Origin of the sequence: Bacillus sp. FSL R5-0416, from assembly GCF_037975425.1 — a bacterium.
GTDB classification, from domain to species: domain Bacteria; phylum Bacillota; class Bacilli; order Bacillales; family Bacillaceae; genus Bacillus; species Bacillus subtilis.
Genome location: NZ_CP150252.1, coordinates 887,953 through 908,135, shown reverse-complemented (window position 1 = coordinate 908,135; position 20,183 = coordinate 887,953). Strand labels below are relative to the sequence as shown.

22 protein-coding genes and 1 pseudogene are annotated in these 20,183 nt (G+C 44.9%); 7 read left to right on the top strand and 16 right to left on the bottom strand.

Going from position 1 to position 20,183, the window contains the following annotated elements; translation table 11 throughout:
• Nucleotides 1-49 precede the first annotated feature (49 nt).
• From NYE20_RS04660 to NYE20_RS04640, 5 genes are all read right to left on the bottom strand, one after another.
• On the bottom strand, nt 50-1,039 hold the full coding sequence (locus tag NYE20_RS04660; protein ID WP_003244113.1) for a glycosyltransferase family 2 protein: 990 nt from the start codon (nt 1,037-1,039) through the stop codon (nt 50-52).
• A gap of 231 nt (nt 1,040-1,270) precedes the next feature.
• The gene (gene ephM, locus NYE20_RS04655; protein WP_014479220.1) at nt 1,271-2,131 is read right to left on the bottom strand and encodes an epoxide hydrolase EphM; all 861 of its coding nucleotides are present in this window, start codon (nt 2,129-2,131) and stop codon (nt 1,271-1,273) included.
• A gap of 1 nt (nt 2,132) precedes the next feature.
• Nucleotides 2,133-2,450, bottom strand: a complete 318-nt coding sequence (gene spdL, locus NYE20_RS04650) for an SdpC immunity protein SpdL (RefSeq protein WP_021481164.1) — start codon at nt 2,448-2,450, stop codon at nt 2,133-2,135.
• A gap of 84 nt (nt 2,451-2,534) precedes the next feature.
• Complete coding sequence (locus NYE20_RS04645) at nt 2,535-3,053, bottom strand: SH3 domain-containing protein (protein ID WP_161621444.1); 519 nt, start codon at nt 3,051-3,053, stop codon at nt 2,535-2,537.
• Nucleotides 3,054-3,197: 144 nt separating this feature from the next.
• Complete coding sequence (locus tag NYE20_RS04640) at nt 3,198-3,467, bottom strand: YfhJ family protein (RefSeq protein ID WP_003243789.1); 270 nt, start codon at nt 3,465-3,467, stop codon at nt 3,198-3,200.
• A gap of 124 nt (nt 3,468-3,591) precedes the next feature.
• Here NYE20_RS04640 and NYE20_RS04635 point away from each other — a divergent pair, with 124 nt between their 5' ends.
• Nucleotides 3,592-3,744, top strand: a complete 153-nt coding sequence (locus tag NYE20_RS04635) for a small, acid-soluble spore protein K (protein ID WP_003223241.1) — start codon at nt 3,592-3,594, stop codon at nt 3,742-3,744.
• Between the two features lie 31 nt (nt 3,745-3,775).
• Here NYE20_RS04635 and NYE20_RS04630 read toward each other — a convergent pair.
• From NYE20_RS04630 to recX, 3 genes and pseudogenes are all read right to left on the bottom strand, one after another.
• Nucleotides 3,776-4,971: pseudogene (locus NYE20_RS04630) on the bottom strand (MFS transporter).
• A 142-nt stretch (nt 4,972-5,113) separates the two neighbouring features.
• The gene (locus tag NYE20_RS04625; protein WP_003244592.1) at nt 5,114-5,428 is read right to left on the bottom strand and encodes a YfhH family protein; all 315 of its coding nucleotides are present in this window, start codon (nt 5,426-5,428) and stop codon (nt 5,114-5,116) included.
• Nucleotide 5,429: 1 nt separating this feature from the next.
• Complete coding sequence (gene recX, locus NYE20_RS04620) at nt 5,430-6,224, bottom strand: recombination regulator RecX (RefSeq protein ID WP_064671928.1); 795 nt, start codon at nt 6,222-6,224, stop codon at nt 5,430-5,432.
• A gap of 89 nt (nt 6,225-6,313) precedes the next feature.
• Here recX and NYE20_RS04615 point away from each other — a divergent pair, with 89 nt between their 5' ends.
• The 3 genes from NYE20_RS04615 (at nt 6,314) to NYE20_RS04605 (ending at nt 7,648) form a co-directional block, all read left to right on the top strand.
• Nucleotides 6,314-7,225 (top strand): TIGR01777 family oxidoreductase, encoded by a 912-nt coding sequence (locus NYE20_RS04615; protein WP_161621443.1) that lies wholly within the window; start codon nt 6,314-6,316, stop codon nt 7,223-7,225.
• A gap of 54 nt (nt 7,226-7,279) precedes the next feature.
• The gene (locus NYE20_RS04610; protein WP_003223230.1) at nt 7,280-7,390 is read left to right on the top strand and encodes a YfhE family protein; all 111 of its coding nucleotides are present in this window, start codon (nt 7,280-7,282) and stop codon (nt 7,388-7,390) included.
• Between the two features lie 66 nt (nt 7,391-7,456).
• A complete protein-coding gene (locus tag NYE20_RS04605) occupies nt 7,457-7,648 on the top strand; it encodes a YfhD family protein (protein WP_003233561.1) in 192 nt (63 codons plus the stop codon).
• 38 nt (nt 7,649-7,686) lie between these two features.
• Here NYE20_RS04605 and NYE20_RS04600 read toward each other — a convergent pair whose 3' ends face one another.
• From NYE20_RS04600 to NYE20_RS04585, 4 genes are all read right to left on the bottom strand, one after another.
• Nucleotides 7,687-8,271 (bottom strand): nitroreductase, encoded by a 585-nt coding sequence (locus tag NYE20_RS04600; RefSeq protein ID WP_161621442.1) that lies wholly within the window; start codon nt 8,269-8,271, stop codon nt 7,687-7,689.
• Between the two features lie 87 nt (nt 8,272-8,358).
• Nucleotides 8,359-9,240: a PhzF family phenazine biosynthesis isomerase gene (locus NYE20_RS04595; RefSeq protein ID WP_161621441.1), complete on the bottom strand. Its 882-nt coding sequence runs from the start codon at nt 9,238-9,240 to the stop codon at nt 8,359-8,361.
• A gap of 114 nt (nt 9,241-9,354) precedes the next feature.
• Nucleotides 9,355-10,386: an iron ABC transporter permease gene (locus NYE20_RS04590; protein ID WP_003243057.1), complete on the bottom strand. Its 1,032-nt coding sequence runs from the start codon at nt 10,384-10,386 to the stop codon at nt 9,355-9,357.
• Complete coding sequence (locus NYE20_RS04585) at nt 10,383-11,384, bottom strand: iron ABC transporter permease (RefSeq protein WP_161621440.1); 1,002 nt, start codon at nt 11,382-11,384, stop codon at nt 10,383-10,385. Before NYE20_RS04585 ends, NYE20_RS04590 begins: the two co-directional genes overlap by 4 nt.
• A gap of 130 nt (nt 11,385-11,514) precedes the next feature.
• Here NYE20_RS04585 and NYE20_RS04580 point away from each other — a divergent pair, with 130 nt between their 5' ends.
• Nucleotides 11,515-12,492: an iron-siderophore ABC transporter substrate-binding protein gene (locus tag NYE20_RS04580; protein WP_161621439.1), complete on the top strand. Its 978-nt coding sequence runs from the start codon at nt 11,515-11,517 to the stop codon at nt 12,490-12,492.
• Nucleotides 12,493-12,510: 18 nt separating this feature from the next.
• On the opposite strand, the gene mprF is transcribed toward NYE20_RS04580, so the two are convergent.
• On the bottom strand, nt 12,511-15,081 hold the full coding sequence (gene mprF / locus NYE20_RS04575; protein WP_064671925.1) for a bifunctional lysylphosphatidylglycerol flippase/synthetase MprF: 2,571 nt from the start codon (nt 15,079-15,081) through the stop codon (nt 12,511-12,513).
• Between the two features lie 171 nt (nt 15,082-15,252).
• Between mprF and NYE20_RS04570 the strand changes: the two genes are divergently transcribed.
• A complete protein-coding gene (locus NYE20_RS04570; RefSeq protein WP_003233577.1) occupies nt 15,253-15,735 on the top strand; it encodes a MarR family transcriptional regulator in 483 nt (160 codons plus the stop codon).
• Nucleotides 15,736-15,846: 111 nt separating this feature from the next.
• Nucleotides 15,847-17,403, top strand: coding sequence for an MFS transporter (locus NYE20_RS04565; RefSeq protein WP_161621438.1), 1,557 nt, complete (start codon nt 15,847-15,849; stop codon nt 17,401-17,403).
• Here NYE20_RS04565 and bstA read toward each other — a convergent pair.
• From bstA to estB, 3 genes are all read right to left on the bottom strand, one after another.
• Nucleotides 17,400-17,936, bottom strand: coding sequence for a bacillithiol transferase BstA (gene bstA, locus NYE20_RS04560; RefSeq protein WP_015252524.1), 537 nt, complete (start codon nt 17,934-17,936; stop codon nt 17,400-17,402). The genes NYE20_RS04565 and bstA overlap by 4 nt on opposite strands.
• Nucleotides 17,937-18,047: 111 nt before the next feature.
• Nucleotides 18,048-19,136 (bottom strand): acyltransferase family protein, encoded by a 1,089-nt coding sequence (locus NYE20_RS04555; RefSeq protein WP_003242504.1) that lies wholly within the window; start codon nt 19,134-19,136, stop codon nt 18,048-18,050.
• Nucleotides 19,137-19,354: 218 nt separating this feature from the next.
• Nucleotides 19,355-19,987 (bottom strand): esterase EstB, encoded by a 633-nt coding sequence (estB, locus tag NYE20_RS04550; RefSeq protein ID WP_003243184.1) that lies wholly within the window; start codon nt 19,985-19,987, stop codon nt 19,355-19,357.
• Between the last annotated feature and the right edge of the window lie 196 nt (nt 19,988-20,183).

Below are 20,183 nucleotides of genomic sequence, written 5' to 3'. Positions count from 1 at the left end.
TAAGATAATAGACACGCAAAAAAAGCACTGCCAATGGCGCTTGGTATTTTCAGTGCATTTTTGTCAGACGCCGCATGCTTTTTAATTCGTTCGTTTCAGGCAGGTCTTTGTTCGGGATATTCGCTTCTTTGATCAAATAATGCGGGCGTTTTTTTGTTTCATAATAGATTCGGCCGATATATTCGCCTATAATTCCGAGGCTTAACAGCTGTACTCCGCCGAGAAATAACACTGCTGAGATAATGGTGAAATACCCAGGCACAGAAATACCGTTAGTCAGAATTTTAACGAATGTGGCAATGATATAAATGATGGAAAGCAGCAGGATGAAAATGCCTGTATAAAAACATAATCTCAGCGGCTTATGATTAAATGAAACGACGCCGTCCATTCCGTAGTTAAACAGACTGCTGAACGACCATTTGGAAGTGCCGTTTTTTCGTTCGACATTTTCATAAAATACAATTTTCTGATCAAAGCCAATCCAGCAAAAAAGGCCTTTTGAAAAGCGGTTTCCTTCGCTCAGCTTCAAAAGTGCATTCACAGCTTGGCGGCTTAACAATCTGAAGTCACCGACACCGTCACGCAAATCGACTTCCACCGCTTTATTAATGAACTTGTAATACATAGATGATAAGAGTGAGCGGACAAAGCTGTCCCCTTTTCTGTTCCTTTGGGCAATGACTTGGTCATACCCTTCTTCGTAGCCTTTGATAAATTCCTTCAGCAAATATGTCGGATGCTGCAGATCGGCATCCATTACAATAACCGCCTCGCCCTGAACATGCTCAAAGCCCGCCAAAATTGCGGCTTCTTTTCCAAAGTTTCGAGAAAAAGATATATATTTTACCCGGCTGCACGTCGCTGCCAAGTCTTTGATCTGCTGAAGCGTGTCATCAACACTTCCGTCGTTTATGAAGAATATTTCATAGTCATAATGAATGTTTTTAAATTCCTTTTTTAAAGATTCATGAATGAGTTTGACATTATACCCTTCATTGTAAGACGGGATAATAATCGAGATTAATCCTTGCTTCATTAAGGCACCTTCTTTTTATTATTCTTTTTAAGTATTGCCTTAGGGGAGTTTTACACAAATCTTCAGTAAGGCTATTCCTTTTTTTAAAGTCGTTTAAACCTGTTTTTTGTTACAATTTTATGGTGACATTCATGATTTTTAATGTTATTTTGTCATGTTTAAAACAGACTATGAAAAAAACGCACAGAAAAAGTCTGCCATTATGACAGACGGATGGAGAGAAATTTTAGCTTATTGGTTCTTAAGATATTCCAAAATCAGCTGATTGACGATGGCTGGCTTTTCGTGGTTAATCCAATGGGAAGCTTCATCAACAAAGATGAGATGTCCATTCGGGCAATGCCTTTCCGTCTCTTTCGCAAGCTTCCTGCTCAAAAAGCGGTCTTCCATTCCCCAGATCATTCGGTAAGGTACTGTTTCGTAAGAGGGTTTCTCTGCCAAGCTTCCTTTTCTGAGGGCTCTGTACCAGTTCAGCATAGCTGTCAGCGCGCCCGGCTGTTTCCACGCTTCTTTGTACCTGCTGACATCCTCGGATGTAAAAAGCGCAGGACGGTCGGATAATCCAATCGCTTTGTCTAATGTTTCATAATCATTTTCCCTTAGTGATGCCTCCGGTATATCGGGGAGCTGGAAGTATGCGATATACGAGCTTTTCAGCCATTGCGGCGGATAAAGCGGCGTTACGGTTTTCATGACGTGCGGGTGCGGGATATTGATCGCGATCAGTTTTTCAAGATATTCCGGGCGTGTGGAAGCCAAATGCCATGCAACAGCCCCTCCCCAGTCATGACCGATGACAATTGCTTTTTCATCAGTGAATTGCGTAATAAGCCCGATGATATCATCTCTTAATGTATCAATCCGATATGAATCAATTCCTTCCGGTTTGTCACTGAGATTGTAGCCCCGCTGATCAGGAGCAATGACCCGGTAACCCGCATCAACAAGCGGTTTGATTTGATTTTTCCAGCCGTACCAAAACTCAGGAAATCCATGGAGCAGGACAATTAACGGGCCGTCTTCCGGTCCTGCGGCTGCAACGTGGAGCGTGATTCCGTTCGTATTGACAAACTGGCATTTAACTCCGTCCACTTCAATCTCCTCCTTGACTGTGCGTCATGATTTTCAGCCTTTTCTCCGTTAGCATAAATGTTATGACACAGGCGGCAATCAGCAGGATAAGCTGAAGAATAATCAAGTTTGATCCCAGCAGCAAACCCATTCCCGCAATCACCAAGCCTGACAGGATCATTAATGATGCACTGTAACGGTTCGCTTCATTCCATAATCTTTGATCTGACATTGAGCGTCTCGTTCTGTATCCATACACACTGTTGATCGATTTGGGAGGAAACAGTTTGATCAGTATGCCCGCAATGATCATAAGCCCTCCGCCGACTAAACCCGTCATATCATCATCTCCTTTCTCATTGTTACGTGCAGAAAGAAGAAATGTTTCATGCATAGGCAAAAAGACAAGCCTCGGCCTGCCTTTTTATCGCATTTGTAAATCCTTTGTGTGAATATAGCCTATTACACCGCCATAATCCACGAACGCCCAAGTGAAGTCAAATCCTCCGTTTTCACTAAATCCCCACCCGAGTATTGTCACCTCTGTTCCAGATGAGAGCTGTTTAGCTTTTCCATTTTCGGGCGTCGGTGCATAGAAGGCTGTCTGTTTCATTGTTTTCGCTTGGCTTGCGGTTTTCATTAAAAAGTGGGTTGAAATATACGCTTTTTTTCCTTTGAAATGAATTTGAGCCCAATCGGCATTTACGAACCTATCGACTTTTACCTTTTGTTCTGATGATACAGTGCCGAGAATATCACCTTCATGATTTGGCTCAGTCCGGACATTCAGTTTTCCTGCTTTTATGATGTAAGTATCGGATGATGGCATGCTGACAGATATGTCGTGAAGGGGCGCAGCTTTTGCTGCGGGAGCGGAATGAAGTGCTGTCAAACCCAGTCCTGCGGCAGCTGTTAAAGCGAGCATTACTTGTTTCTTTTTCATATAAAGCTCCTCCTCGCATTTTGACAAGATATTAGTGGTATTCCCTGATTGACAGGCTGGTGAAACATGTTTTGTTTATGATTTCTTCCTTTTAAGGTAATTTTAAGAAAATGAAAAAACCTGCCGGTCGTTAACGGCAGGTTTTTAGTGCAAAAGGCCTCTGCTTTGATTTAAGTAATCATTCACGTCGTTACGGGAGCTTTGAAAAAGGTGGAGCTGGCCGCCATAGTTTTCAATCCATTGTGTGACGATTTTTTCAGTCATTTTTTCACCTTGATAGGCGTGTCCGGCTTTTGCATAGGTTGCTTCGAAATCGCTCCATAACAATTCCACCCACGTTTTTGCCTGTATATAGCTGATCATCTCGTTCTTTTCCAGAAGCAGATTAGTCAGTTTCTCAATGTACATATTCATGTGTGCAGTCTCCTTTCTTCAGGAAAAAAATAACGCTTTATTACGTGGTGTTCTCCATATACTAACCTTACGTCTTCATCTGGAAAGACGCAACTTTTTGATCTCGAACCTAGGGGGATATGACATGGTCCGAAATAAAGAAAAAGGATTTCCTTACGAAAACGAAAACAAATTTCAGGGTGAACCGAGAGCAAAGGACGACTATGCTTCAAAGCGTGCTGACGGATCTATCAATCAGCATCCTCAAGAAAGAATGAGAGCCTCAGGCAAACGGTAAAGAAGAACAGCTGCATACACTGCAGCTGTTTTTACCCTTTATTGACTTGATATTCGTAGACGCTTTTCTTTTCTGATAAGTGTGCGAAGGTAGAAAGCACAAGTCCGCATGCGGTCATAAGCGCACCTCCTGCAAACAGCCAGGAATAAGAGCCTGTTCCGTTTAAAATCATTCCGCCGATCCATGCACCAAGGGCATTGGCAAGGTTAAATGCTGATACGCTGACAGCTGCGGCAATGGTTGTGCCGCCCTCAGATGAGGAAATGACCTTTGTTTGCAGAAGAGGCGGCGTGCCGAATGCGCATGCCCCGAATAGGAACGTTGCCACAATGGCTGCAGCCGGGTAAATGGCGATGTAAGGAAATACAGCCAGAACACCAATTAAACCGATCATTACGCCGATCATCGTCCGAGTCAGCAAAGGCAGCGGTACTTTTCCAGCAAAGAAATTCCCGGCAACGCCTCCCAATCCATACGCAAAGAGAGCACCTGTAATGCCAACCGTGCTGAATCCGGCTGAATGCCTTAAAATGGGTTCGATAAAGGTGTAGGCGATAAAGACACCGGAATAGCCTAAAATGGTAATCGCGAAGGAAAACAGCACTTGTTTGTGTTTAAAAACCCCCCACTCATTCATAAGCATTGGGATCACTTTTGGTTTTCTGTTCGGCACGGCAGCCATAAGGCCTAAAAATCCGATGACACCAAGTGCCCCGTAATGATGGAAAACACCGCTCTCCAATTCAGGACATCTCCGAGATAAGAGCCGAATGGAACACCAAGCATTAGAGCCACTGTCAGTCCGCCGTTCATTGAAGCAGCAGCTGCAGCACGCTTTTCCGGCGGAACCATTTCACTTGCGAATACCATGGCAATCGCGAAGAAAGCGCCGTGAATGGACGCAGATAAAATTCTTGAAATGGCCAATACCGCAAAATTCGGCGCCAGTGCGCTCATCAGGTTTGAAAGGATAAATATCGCCATAAGCCCAAGAAGCACAGGCTTTCTCGGAAGCTTGACGGAAATGATGGTGACGAGCGGTCCTGTCAAACAAACGCTTGCCGCATAAGCCGTGACAAGAAGCCCTGCGGATGAAACCTGTATATGAAAGTCATTGGCAATCGACGTCAAAATACCCATCACCGCGTATTCTGTATAGCCGATTGAAAATGTACAAATCATAAGAACAAATATAATAAATTTTACAGATGGGTTTTTGATACTCAACGTCATCGCCTCCTTTGATTTTAAAAAACAACGAGTTTCATCTTAAAAGATTTTTCAAGTGAATTCAATGATTTTTTCTTTAAGAATTCGTGTAAATGTGCTGCAAACAAAAAGAGGCTGATCATCAGCCTCCTGTTACGCTTTATTCTTTTTCTTGCAATACTGAGATTGGCAGAGCTTCCTCTTGCTGGGGGGAAGAGGTCCTGTATCCCCATGCGAAAACGCCATTTAAATAACTGATGGTAAACTCGTCCTCAGTGTTTTCCACACGATATGTTTCTCCCGGTGAGTAATCTTCCGGGTTCAGCAAATATGCTTTTGCCATCGTAATTTTCCGTTCGAGCACTGCCAGTTCGTTTATGATTCCATGCTGTTCGGCTTTTCTTGCTTTTTCAGAAAGTAATGCGATTTCGGTATTGAGTTCGTGAGGTGTCATTTGACTGTATCGTTTCTCCATTTCAGTACTCCTCTTCCTGCAGTAATTGCTCGATTAAATCGAGTGAGAATCCTTTGCGGAATAAAAATTGTTTGACCTTCATGGCGCTTTCATATGAGCCGTCATAGCGGTATTTTCTAAACGCTTTTTCCGCGTGAAGGCGCAGCGCTTCTTTCTCTGTGTCTTCATCATTTTCATATTCAATCTGATCCATCGCCGCGCTGATAACATCAAATGAGAAGCCCTTGCGCTGAAGCTGCAGCTGGGCGCGCTGTTTGAGTTCTTTCGTCGAAAGCTTTTTATCTTTTTTGAGAAGCTTTTCAACATGCTTGACCGCTTCTCTTATCTGATCTTCAAAGGAAAAGGAACTTAGCGCCTCCTTAATTGTATCGTCATCAATTCCCTTCGCTCTTAGCTCTCTGAACAAAACATCAGGGCCTTTTCCGTTTGTTTTTTTGTGAGTGCTGACATAGGCTGCGGCAAATTCCTGGTCGTTTAAGTACTTGTAATCGTTAAGCCTATGGATGACTTCCGCAATGACGGGGGGCGAGGTTTCTTTTTTCTTTAAATAGTCCTCGACCTCTTTCGTCGACCGCATTCGATAGGATAAAAAGTCAAGCGCACGGTTGAAGCCTTTCTTCACTTCATCGCCGTATTGAATCTCAATGATGTCAAGATCATCGAGTTCTTTTCCCTTCTTGAGCTCAAATTTCACGAGCACATCCGCGTCCACACTGAAGGCGTATTTATCATCCAGAAAAATATTGAAGCGTTCCGTATTCTTTTTTTGCGTTGATATTTTTGTAATAAACGGCATCTTAATCTCCCTTCTCAGGCCTGAAACGCGTTTTCTTTTATTACAATGAGGTAAAAGTATATTTATTAGAACGATGAGGAGAGATGTTCATGAATATCGCAATGACGGGCGGAACCGGTTTTCTCGGCCAGCATCTGACAGGCGTTCTTACCCGCCAGGGACACCATGTTTATATTTTATCAAGAAACGCAAGGGAAACTGAACAAAAAAATATGACATATGTCCAATGGCTGACGGAAGGAGCCGCCCCGGAGCAGGAACTTCCTCATATTGATGTCTGGATAAACCTTGCGGGAAAATCGATTTTTGGCCGCTGGACAGAAAAAACGAAGCAGCACATTCTCTCCAGCCGTATCAATGCGACGCGTGAAGTGCAGCGGCTTATTCAGAAACAGAAGGAGAAGCCGAAGACATTGATCCAAGCCAGTGCCGTGGGCATTTACGGCACAAGCCTTGAGAAAACTTTCACAGAGGATTCTGCAACGTCAGATGAGGATTTTCTCAGCCATACTGCACACCTGTGGGAAAAGGAAGGACAGCATATTGAAGCGATGGATATCCGGACAGTTTATGCGAGATTTGGCGTGATGCTTGGAGAAAAAGGCGCTTTACCGCTTATGGTTCTCCCCTATAAGTTTCTGGCCGGCGGAACGATTGGAACGGGAAGGCAGTGGCTGTCATGGATTCATGTCGAGGATGCGGCCCAGTTGATCCGATATGCGGTGGAAAACGCCGGCATCTCAGGCCCAATGAATGTCACCGCGCCCAATCCTGTGGACATGAAGCAATTCGGAAAAGCGATTGCACGGGTGAAGCACCGCCCGCACTGGCTCCCCGTCCCGGAATTCTTTTTATCAAAAGCATTGGGTGAAATGAGTCTTTTGATTGTGAAAGGACAGCGCGCTCTTCCGAAAAAAGCGATAACCTCTGGATTTCGTTTTACATATTCGGATCTTGAATTTGCACTCTCACAGCTGATAGCGGACCGAAAGACTGTATAAAAACAGCAGGAAGCGTCAACCTTAAGAATAACATGGTTGAAGGAGGTCCTTTTTATGGAAAAAAAGAGGGAGAAGCACCAGCAAGGCGCCAACCTGAAAAAAATGCAGGAAGTTCTTTATTCAGGCGAATTTAAAAAAGCGGAAAAAGCTGCTAAGCGGAAGTAGGAATACATAGCCCCTTAAAACCAAATACTATCTTTGTTTGATATCACTTTTTAGGGGGAATTTGATATGGGCAGAAATCATATCCACAAAAACCGTGATAAAAACAAACAAAAGCTTCCACAAGTTCCCGATGCATTAAAAAGGGAAACTGACGGCGTTTACGAAGAATATTCAACCGAGCTTGCTGATGCAGATGACCGCGAAGCGCAAGAGCGTGCGAAAGCAGCCGACAACAGAGCGAAAAAGAAATCTCGTTAATGAAAAACCCCTTGTCTCCGTTTGAGACAAGGGGTTTTTTACATTTCAGTGAACCGGTCGCGGATCGGTGTGCGTTTTTTCACTTCCGGCGCCTCGTCAGGATAACCTGTTTGTATGATGGCGGCGAAACGCTCATTATCCTGCAAACCAAAGGCCTGATGGACTTCTTTGTCATAAAGGATTTTTCCGCTTTTCCAAACCATGCCGATTCCTTTTTCCCAAGCAAGAAGCTGAAGATTTTGAATCAACGAGCTTGTTGCCGCAAAATCGTCGTCCCGCACTCTTTCGTTTTCATCTTCCTGAAACACGACGAGGAGAAATCCCGGAACGCGCCCAAGTGTGTTTTTGAAATTTTGAAGCTTTTCCTCTGTCATATCCGGCTTGGATTTCTTAGAGAACGCTGCAAATGTATTGATGAGGTTCGCTTTACCTGTCTCACTGGAAACGTAAATAAATCTCCATGGCTCTGTCACTCTGTGATTTGGCGCATATTTTGCCGTTTCAAGCATGTCAAGAATGACTGCTGAAGGTACTGGCTCTTGTTTAAACTTTCGAATCGATCTTCTGCTGCGTATGATGTCCCGCAGTACTGAATGCTGATGTATTTGTTCGGTTTGAGGCATACCGTCTCACCTTCCTATGCAATTGAAAATGATTATCATTTCATAATGATAACGGTTAGTGCATCTTTTTGTAAACCATCATCCGTATTAGATTTTAAGAATACGGGTTTCTGAGTAAACGGCTGTTCCTGTCATGTTCACTTTCACATGGCCGCCGGCTTCGTTCATTTCGATCTCCACTTTTCCGTCTTTTCCAATTTCCTGCCCTTGTTCAATGATAAATTTATGCTGCTCGGCATTGCCATAATGTTTCATATAAGCCCCCATCACGCCGGATGCTGTGCCGGTCACGGGGTCTTCAATCGTTCCCGAATACGGGGATGAAAAGTGGCGTCCGTGCAGGTCGCTGTCGGGATGAACGGTTTCAAAGGTAAACGGATGTACTGAAGCTTTTGGCAGATCAATTAGCACTTCCGAAAATTGTTTGTTATCTGGCACCATTTTTTTGGAAGCCTCCAATGATTTAAGCGGAACGATGGCTGTCCATATGCCAGTGCTGCCAAACACAATCGGAAGGTCTTCATGAAAATCCTCTTCGGTGATACCCAGTGCGTCCGCAAGTTTTCTCCGATCTCCTGTAAATGGTTTGAATTGCGGAGAGGCCTGTTCAAGCGTGATATGAATACGGCCATCTTTTTCAGAAATCTTCACAGGCAGGATACCGGCCTTCGTTTGGATGCTGTACGTTTTACCGCTCTCCAGCATTCCTTTCTCACATAATGCGTAAAGAGACGCAACTGTCGCATGACCGCACAAATTCATTTCGTGTCCAGGTGTAAAGTAACGGAGTTCAAGATCGGCCGACTCGCTTTTTCGGATAAAGGAGGTTTCTGAATACCCGGCACGCTCAGCTATGATCTGCATCTCGTCTTCCGTATAAACGTCTCCCCGCAAAACGACGCCTGCGGGGTTTCCTTTACCGGGACTGCTTGTAAATGCTTCATATTTTAATACCTCTGCTTCTTTCATTCATCTGCCGCCCTTTCTTTATCAATGTCTCTGTCAGTATAGCAAAAATAATTACGAATCTTCAGTCATTATAAAAAAAACCCATTTTCTTTTTTAAGAAAATGGGTGTAACGATCAAGAATTTCTTGTTTTATAGAGCAAATAAATAAAATAAGGTGCGCCGATAGCCGCTGTAAAGACGCCGGCCGGCACTTCCACCGGAGCAAATAAGGTTCTGCCGACGATATCAGCTGTTAAAACGAGCAGAGCTCCAATAAGTGCCGACGCTGGGAGCAGCGCGCCATAAGATGAGCCGACAAGCCGTCTTGCAATATGGGGCGCCATCAGTCCGACAAAACCGATTGTGCCGGCAACTGAAACTGCACAACCAGTAAGAGCCGTACTCAAAAGTAGCAAGAAAAAACGATTTCGCTGCACAGCGCTTCCTGCACCCGCCGCAATATCTTCACCCAGCACCTGTATATTCATATTTTTTAGCGCGACAAAACAAATGAATAAGAGAATGACAGATAAGATAATAGCTATTTTTACATGCTGCCAGTTTGACCCATAAACTGACCCAGTGATATATACATTGGCTTGTGATGCCCGGTAAATCGGGCCTTTGATCATCAACAGGGTAGTCATCGCCTGCGCCGACATTGAAAATCCGATTCCGATAAGCACCAGCCGAAATGTGGAGGCGCCATTTTTGTATGCCAGTAAATAGACGATGAGCCCGACAGCCGATGCGCCGATAAATGCGGCTGCTGGAAGCCATGACAGACTGATCGTAAGTGAACTGCTGCGGTCTGAGAAGAACATCATTAAAAGCACGACCGCTACCGCCGCTCCTCCTGTTATTCCGATAATATCCGGAGATGCGAGAGGGTTTCTGACGAGCCCCTGCAATATCGCGCCTGCCGCTGCCAAGCAGACACCGGCGCATAAAGCCGTCAAAATTCTTGGCATGCGGAACGACATGATCATCAGTTCATCCAGCTTGGAACCTGCACCAAAGAATGTTTTTGCTACATCCCAGGGAGGAATAAACCTTTGTCCGAGACCAGCGCTTATGATGAGTACAGCAGCTGTTAACCCCAGTAAAACCAAAAAGACGATCCATGCTTTCTTTTCAGCCGCAGTAACGCCAAAACGAAGTTTCATAGCTTCGCCCCCCTTCTTGCGATGTACACAAACACAGGCATTCCGATGATGGCGGTCATGACCCCGACAGGAACCTCCTGAGGCATAATGATATATCGCGCACCGATATCCGCGCAAACAAGCAAAATGGCACCCAAAACAGCGGAAAATGGCAGAACCCAGCGATAATCATTACCAACGACAAAGCGGGCAAAATGCGGAATAATGATGCCGATAAAAGAAATCGGCCCGGCAATGGCAACAGCGGACCCTGCAAGCATGACAACACAAAGCGCCATCACAAATTTCAGCAGGCCTGTTTTTTGGCCGAGTCCTTTTGCCACATCTTCTCCCATAACGAGGAGATTAATTTTTTGGCCGAGAAAGAAGCAGATTACCAGCGCTGCCGCTGCATATGGAAACATCGTCATCAACAGATCCAGACTCCGGCCCTGCACAGAGCCAGTCAGCCAAAAAAGCACCTGGGCAAGCTCGAGTTCGTTGACAGACAGCAAGCCCTGTGTCAGAGAAGAAAACATGGCTGCCATGGCAGCTCCCGCCAGCGTCAGTTTGATTGGCGTCAGCCCTTCCCTCCCAAGCGAGCCTGCTGCATAGACGATCGCGGCGGTAAATGCTGCCCCCAGAAACGAGCTCCATACTAATGCCTGAGGTGACTGAATATGCAGAAAAAACGATCCGGCAACAATAAAAAAACCTGCACCGGCGTTAATCCCGAAAATCCCCGGTGACGCAAGCGGATTTTTTGTGAGCGCCTGCATGAGAACGCCTGCGGCTGCAAGCGAGGCGCCGACGACTGTCGCAACCAAAGCGCGCGGAAGCCTGACATCCTTGATGATGACATGCTCATTTGTTCCGTTGAAGGAAGTAAACGCCTGATAGACCTGTCTCCATGACGTACCTGTATAGCCGTACACGACGCTTGCGCAGACAGCCGCCAGTAAAATGAAAATCAGACATACTAACACAATCCATTTTGAAGATGCCTTTTTGCAGATCATGATCTAATTCTCCTAGTTATTTACTATGTAATGTTTGTTTTTGAGAATAATCCTCAATTAGGGATTGACACTCTTAACACTGCTTATTATGATCTAAATGATAATGAATTTCAATATTGGGAGGAAAAAGATGAAAAAGCATATCAGCATGCTATTCGTATTTTTAATGGCCGTTATGGTACTTTCTGCCTGTAATAGTTCAGAAAGTTCAAGCAACAGCGAGGGGTCAAGCAGCAAAACAAGAACGGTCAAACATGCAATGGGGACATCAGACAACATTCCCGCCAATCCAAAACGGATTGTTGTTTTAACTAATGAAGGAACAGAGGCGCTCTTAGCGCTTGGCATTAAGCCGGTCGGAGCCGTAAAGTCATGGAAGGGCGACCCGTGGTATGACTATCTGAAAGATGACATGAAAGGTGTTAAAAACGTCGGTCTTGAAACGGAACCGAATGTGGAAGCCATCGCAGAATTAAAGCCTGATTTGATTATTGGAAACAAAGTGCGCCAGGAAAAAATTTATGATCAGTTAAATGCGATTGCGCCGACTGTTTTTGCTGAATCTTTGGCCGGGAACTGGAAGGATAACCTGACTCTATACGCCAACGCTGTGAATAAGGCGGACAAAGGCAAGGAAGTCATTGCCGATTTTGATAAACGCGTTTCTGATTTTAAAAACAAGCTGGGCGACCAGACAAACAAAACCGTTTCAGTCGTACGCTTTTTATCCGGTGAATCAAGAATCTATTATACCGATTCATTCTCAGGGATTATTTTAGACCAGCTTGGCTTCAAACGCCCTGAAAAACAAGTAGAACTGTTCAAGAAACAAAAGGACCAATTTACGTTCTCAACTGACAGTAAAGAATCTATTCCTGATATGGATGCTGATGTGCTGTTTTATTTCACTTATAAAGCCGATAATGCAAAGGAAAATGAAAAATGGGCCAATCAGTGGACAAGCAGTTCACTATGGAAAAACCTAAAGGCCGTGAAATCAGGTAATGCGCATGAAGTCGATGACGTCGTATGGACAACCGCAGGCGGAATTAAAGCCGCAAACTACCTGCTTGATGATATTGAAACCTACTTCTTAAAAACGAAATAAAAAAAAGACTCCGTCTTATTAGACGGAGTCTTTTTTGCTTTTGCCAATCAGACGTGTAACGAGGAACATGGTGACAGAAAGAGATCTGTTTTTCCGATACGCTAAGTATTTCCCTCGCCACTCCGGTTTGTATTTTTCTTTAAAAGCTCTTAGGCCGCTGAAGCTGTACATGTATCTGACATTATTAAAAATGACAGCGGCAAACCTTTCGGACCAGAAAGATGTAAAGGCAGTGCCAACATTGGCCAAGGGTGCCATTCCCATATTAAAAGACGTGCAGCCCTCTTCCTTTGCCCATAAAAACATGCGGATGAACAATGCGTCCATAATGCCATTTGGAGCGTCGCCGCGATAGCGCATTAGGTCAACCGATATCTCTCCCTCCTGGTACATCGGCATGACATTTGCGAATGCAACGATCTCTCCTTCTGCATTTTTCATATAGGCGATCGGCGCTTTCTGTAAATAGGAAGGATCAAAAAATCCGAGCGAGAATCCCTTCTCCTTTTTCGAGCCGAGCCATTCGTCTGAGATTTGCTTCAGCTCCTCCAAAAACGCATCAGAAAATGGGGGATGATCCACATGGAAAGTATACTCCTCCCGCTCAAAGCGGTTATTGATTGCCCGAAGGCCGGCTTTTTTCTTCCCAGTCAAGGTAAATGTATTTAAATCTACATATGCTTCCTCGCCAAGTTTAAAGAAGTTGTAGCCAAAATCGTGATACAGCGCCATGTCCTCTCGTTCAATTTGATAGAACAAAACACTGAATCCCTTCTGATGCGCTTCGTTTAGAAATTCTTCCAGCACGAGCGGGAATGATTCTCTTTGGCCAGATGGATCGCCGAGCACGACCAGCCTTCTGGCGATTTTCCCAAATAGAAGCAGTGCATTCCCATCGCTGGAAAAATAAAACCGCTTATCTCCAAGAAAACCAAGATGGCTCAGCGCGTTGCCGCCTTTTTCATTAAGAAACGCAGCAAGACGCTCAGGGTCAGCTTGCTCTCCGATCGGTTTCGTTCTCTTATGATAGACCACTGTAAATATCAAGAAGAACAGCGGCACAATGATGATCGCCATGATGGTTGCATGTGTAATATGCGAGGTGCTGTGGACGAAATATTCGTGACGCAGCACCTTCTTCATCCGGTCCCAAATAAAGCCCGCGATCAGATTGTAGTTAAAGAGCGCCACAGTAAACAGCGCCACAGCGAATATCAATTGTCCCAGTGTATAGGATGCCTGTTCGCGGACAAATTGTTTTTTCAATAGCACAAGCAATACGATAATCATCGGCAGTACGAATATCGCGCTGATGTTAAGCCCTTTTAAAAAGCTGAACACAAAGCCGCCGACAAGCGCTGTAATGGCCATCGTATAGGAACGTTTTGTCCGTTTATAAAGCTCGATCGGCAAAATCAGCAGAATGAGCGCTGAGCTTAAGGACAGGCCGTTGAACAGCAAAAGCGCCGGGCGCGGAATGTGCGGTATAACCGTCAGCCTGTCAATCGGCAAGGAAACTGAGGCCAAGACAATCAGACCTGCTACGAACACAATAAGGGAAAGCGAGCCTTGCAAAATTCTCACTAATACCGCACGCTGAACAACAAGCAGAACGTTTGTCGTCTCAATTGCCGGTGCGATGCGCGGGTTCGTTTCGAGCCGCTTCATTGTATTTTCCGTCAGGTCGCCGGCGGCAAAGAACAGTCCCAAGATAAATGGGATAAATGAGTAGGCGAGCCTGTACAACACAATAGAAGTAACGATGGCCTCTTGATGATAGCCAAGCTGCTCCATCCCCAGCAAAAATAAAAGGTCAAACGAGCCGAAGCCGCCCGGCACGAGGCTGATCATTCCTCCGATCGCCGCAATGACGAACACCCCGAACACATACCTGATATCTGCATGAATGCCCATAGCGAACAAAGCAAAATAGATGACGATCCCGGCCATGAGCCATTCAACAACTGAAGCTCCAATATATGCGAAAATCGGATTTTTCACTTTATCCGCATTCTCTTCGTCCCCAGCTTTGCGGTCTTTTATTTTGGACACCGCCAAAGACAGCGGCAATATCAGCGCAAAACCGATAACGACCGCCCATAGCCAAGGCTTTTCATGAATCACTTCATCCACTGGCAGCACTCTCGCAGCGACGAAAATGCTGAAAACAGATAATCCGAGCAGCATAGATGATGTGAGCCAGGCGATTCCTTTCACGAGTGCCTTATGGTCTTTCGTATGCTCCTTATAGAACATCATTCTTAACCCGACGCCGGCTAAACCGCCGAAGCCCAGCACATTATTAAATGAATTGGCGATCCAGGAAACCCTGAATACTTTTCCGTTTGTGATCGATAGGCGCAGTGAGTATTTTAGGACGTAATCATACAGCGACATGGCCGCAACAGCCAGCAAGCCGATCAACACAAGCATGAATAAGTCCGTTCGTTCCAGTCCGTTGATGACCATGAGCGTACGTTTGAAAGACAGATTTGTCAGTTCTTTTTTCGATTGATAAATAACAAATAGCAAAACAGCAATAGGAAAAACGATTTTTAATATTGATAAAGCATTCTTTTTAATCAGCAATGGTCTCTCCAATCATATTCTAGTTCGATCCTCTCCCCCAATAATCTCCAACTCATTATACACTACCGTTATTTTTCGGACAAAGTCCCGCATGCGGTTTCTGCTCACTTTCTTTCTGGAGTGAAAATCGAGTAATATGGTAAGAGGAGTGAATGATGAGGAAGTGATGAAATGGAATATAATTTACACGATACAACAGTCTTAAACGAAAACATTCTTTCATCGGAGGAACGGGAAATATGGGTGCTCTATATGAAAGTCTTAACGTCCGCCGGGCTCGGTGATGTGTCCGAGTGGATGAAGCTGGATATGAGCATGCCGCAAATGAAGGTGCTGATGCTATTAAACAACCATGGAACATTGAAAGTGAGCGACATTGCTGAAAAAATGGGGGCTTCCCTGTCCAATACAACTGGGCTGCTTGACCGGCTTGAAAAATCAGGATTTGTCAAACGCTCACATTCTGAAGAGGACCGCCGCTCTGTAGTTGTTCAGTTGACAGAGAATGCGAAAAAGATTTTCCGGGGTTTGTATGAAAAAGGCCACCTGAAATTGAAGCGTTCATTAGAGCTGCTGTCCCCTGAAGAAAAGCAGGCTGTTTCCGAAGGGCTGTCTATCCTTTCAAGAGCATTAGAGAAAGCGAAAAAAGAATAAATCTGTAAGTCTGTCATCCGCAAACTGCGGGAGCAGGCTTTTTTTATTTGACATTTAGTTCATTTAAAATGAATAATATACTTTGAATGAATAAAAAAGGGGTTGATGAATATGTCTGAAGCATTAACAGAGCAGAAAGGCCAAAAGTGGGCGATCAGCCTGTTTACGATTGGTGTATTTATGGCTGCGCTAGATAACGGAATTATTTCAGCTGCCTTAACAACGATAAACGAGTCGTTTTCCGTCTCTCCTTCCTGGGGATCATGGGGCATTACCCTTTATACGCTTGGTCTTAGCGTCAGTGTGCCAATCGTCGGAAAGCTTTCCGACCGCTACGGCAGAAAAAAACTCTTTCTCATTGAGGTTTGCCTGTTCGGACTTGGTTCTTTGCTTGTTGCTTTGAGCCAAAGCTTCCCGCTCTTTCTGATATCGCGGCTGATTCAGGCGCTTGGAGGCGGCGGGATTTTCATCATCGGCAGCTCTCACATTCTCGCGACTCTCCCAAAGGAAAAACAGGGGAAGGCCCTTGGGCTGCTTGGCGCAATGAACGGGATGGCGGCTGTGCTCGGGCCAAATATCGGAAGCTTTCTGCTTGATTGGACCGGGTCTTGGCATTGGCTGTTTTTGATTAATTTGCCGATTGCCGTGCTATTGGTTGTTTTCGGCGCATACTTTATCGCGGAAACAAAAGCACCTGAAGCTAAGCGCCTCGACACGGCCGGAATCTTCCTTCTATCCCTGTCGATTTTAGCCGTGATGTACGGCATGACGAACCTTGACGGGGCAAATCTCTTACACAGCTTGGGGAATCCGGAGGTTTATGGATGTATTATTTTTGGCACACTTTGTTTTGCAGCGCTTATCTCGTATGAAAAGAGAGTTGAAATGCGAGGAGGCGATCCCATTTTGGCGTATTCTCTGCTGCGAAACCATATGTTTCAGCGCACGCTTATCATCGGTTTGTTATCCGGGGGGCTCTTGGCGGCAGTTATTTTTATCCCATCATATGTCGAGCAGTATTTGGGTGTCCCTGCCGCAAAAGCAGGCTATTGGATGACACCGCTTGCGTTGGCTTCCGGAATCGGCGCTTGGCTTGGCGGAGCGCTTACCGACAAAAAAGGTCCTGTAAAAACCGTTATTCTTTCGGGAATCATCTCATGTGCGGGGTTTGCTTTATTTCCGCTCTGGGTGACGGAAAAATGGGAGTTTGTGATCGCAAGTGTGGCAGCTGGGATCGGTTTTGGCTTTCTGTTAGGCGCTCCGCTGAACGTCCTTGTATCAGAAGCGGCAAAAACAAATAAGGGTACAGCTCTTGGCACGCTTTCATTAGTAAGACAAATTGGACTGACCTTGGCGCCTACTCTTTATGCAGGTTTTATCACAGCCGGGTTTGACCAAATAGGTGATGAGATCAACAGCCGCTTATCGGACAGCGGATATTCAGAAAAGGCGATGCAGATGATGCCGGAGATCGACAGTTCTGATGTTTCTTCTTTACAAGAACAAATCGAACGCATTCCCGTTCCTGAAGTCAAAACCGCGATAAGCGACGCCATTCATGCGAGTGTCGCCAGCGGCTATGATCATTTATATGCAGCGGCTGCTGTGATCTCACTTCTGGTGATTGCTGCTATCAGTATTCCGGCTTTCCGCCGGCAAAAGCGTTAAGACCACCCCATCCGTCTGGAAAGCTCCGTAATATGAGCGATATGGTGATGTGAGTGCCAGACATACAGGCCGAGCGCGTTCTCCAGGGTAATGATCTCCTTTGTATCAGGGTGATAAAATCCGCGCTTAAATTGCTGATCCGTCAGGGTGCGGAGCAGAGCCGTCCATCTTCCGTGAAGCTCCTGCAAAAGCGAAAGTGAGCCGCTCGGATCTGCCGTTTTCGAGTCTTTTAGCTCCGACCATGCTTTTTCATCATACGGACGGATAGCCGGTGTCTCTTCCGTCAAGCTCAATTTAAAACGAATATAGCTGTTCATATGACTGTCAGCCAGATGATGAATAACTTGCCGAACGGTCCATCCACCGTCCCGGTACGGTGTGTCAAGCTGGCTGTCCGTCATGCCCTCTACAGCTTGTTTCAATTTTGCCGGCACTTCTTCAAGCACTTGAATCCATTTATCTTTTTGCTCCTTCGATATGGATTCCCTCGGCTTGTATTCTCCTATTGGGTAGCTTAGATTGACTGATGTCATGCATGTTCTCCCTTCTATTCAAGCTTCTCCTTTATTTTACAAGAAAAAGATTGTGTATACTGTATGATTTAATACACAACAAGTGGCAGGAGCCCTCCTGCCGCTTGTTTTTCACCCTGCGTGATCACGCACTTCGACTGTTACCTTCTTCTGTTTCGGCTGATAAATTTTCCCCACAAATAAATACCCATATTTGAACTTATTCAGCGCCCATGAGGTCATAATCGGGCCGGCTGTGCACACGGCAAACAACAGGAGAACAGCTGGTACGGCAGGAATTTCGGGCATATTCAAAAGCAACACGTAGCCTATAATCATAAAATAAGCATGAAGCAGATAAATCGAAAAGGAATAGTTGCTGATAAACATCATGATTTTCGGCACATGCTTCATTTTGGAAAACAAGTGAAAACACAGGAAAATCATGCTTGTTGAATACAGCATGATATCAGGCCGCTTCGAGCTGATCATGCCGATTTCACCGACATAAGAAACAGTGACAACCAGCGCCCCAGAAGCAATTGCGGCGCCGTACACCACCCAGCGGTATTGGTTCAGCAGCGCTAAAAAACGCTTGTATTCTTTTCCGCAATAGTAGGCTAGACAAAAGTAGAAAAGCCAGCCTGCGAACGGAACCCAGAAGAACGGAAATGCCCCTCCCTCTTCAGAAGCAGGAGCCGGGCTGGCTGCGGAGAAATAGCCTAAATAAGCGGCTGTCACCACAAATGAGATAGACAGCACCCATTTCGGCGATGCTTTTTTCAAATACTCATGAAACATCATATGCAGCATGTAAAATTGAAAGATGACGAGAATGAAGTATCCGATAAAGTTTCCTAAGAATACGTTCGCCAGATATTTTTGCACAAACGCGAGAAAGGTTACCTCTCCCCCCATCGCACTGGTCATCAGCAGCGCATCGATGGCCGCGATAAATAAAAAAGGAACAAAAATCACTTTTCCCCGCTTCTTTAAAAAACCGTCCGGCACCCCATCAGGATAAGAACGGGCCAGTAAAAATTCAGAGATGAAAATAAAAGCGGGCGTGCTGAACATCAGGAGTGTGCGGAAAGAATCAACGGTGTGAGAAATATCTGCAAGAGCTTCTGCCTGAAGCATCAGGACCATTGAAATGATATGGAGCAAGACGACACTTAAGCACGAAATGCAGCGGATCATAAAAATTTCTTTAATTTGCATAACAGCGCTCCTTTTATTTCAAATTGATAGAAATCGATGGTTGTACCTTAACATGTCCGCTCTATTTGAAAAAGTGCCTGATGTCATAAATTGACGTATGCATGATAGACTAAGGTCATAAATCCCTCTGGCTTATTGGTGTATTTTTCTCAGACGAGATTGCTAGAAAATTGCAAAAAACCTGCCGTAACGGAGACTGCAGGTTTTTTATGAAGATATTAATTTGTATTGAGGCCTCCGCCATTCAGCCCTTCTTTGATATAGCCGTTCACTTGGCTATTAGAGAGCAAGCCAATATGACCGATGCCATAAAGCTGGATGTTTCGCGCTCCTTGTAACCGAGACAAGCTATTGATGACAATTTGATCATTGAGACTGTAAATAGATGTATAGAGGATCTTTTGATTAGGATCTGTACCCGGCAGCGCGGTTGATGACACTAAACCATTAGCCCCTCCAAGCGTTACGACATTTTGAATCTTATTGCCTCCGCCTAAATATTTAATATAGTACAGCGTATTGGCGCCTCCCATACTATGAGCCACAATATCTACTTTTTTTGCCCCCGTCTCTTTTAAAACACGGTCAACATATGAAGCAAGCTGCGGGCCGTTATTTAGGTTATTTCCTGTTTTATCATAAAAATCAATTGCGTACAGTTTGTTGCTTTGCCAGCCTTGAGAAATTAAGTAGTTTTTAATAGCGAAAAAGTTGTATGATGCACCACTTATTCCATGAACAAGAACGACAGGATTATGTACTGATTCAGCTTTTGCGCCAGACGGCGGAGCGGCTAAAACAGATAGAATCAGCGATAAACAAATAATGAATGCCATAAGTACTTTTTTCACGTTTATTCCCCCTTAAAATGTTGATACCACCAATTTCCTATTATACATAAAAAATCAATATGGTTAATATTTTTTCTGAAAATTAAATTTAAATCTCTTTTATATTGACGGAGATAAATCGGATACCTGCTGACAAACCTTTTATCTTCATTTCCAAAGAGCCCGGTTGTGTTCCCTTCCTCCCTTTTCTATAATA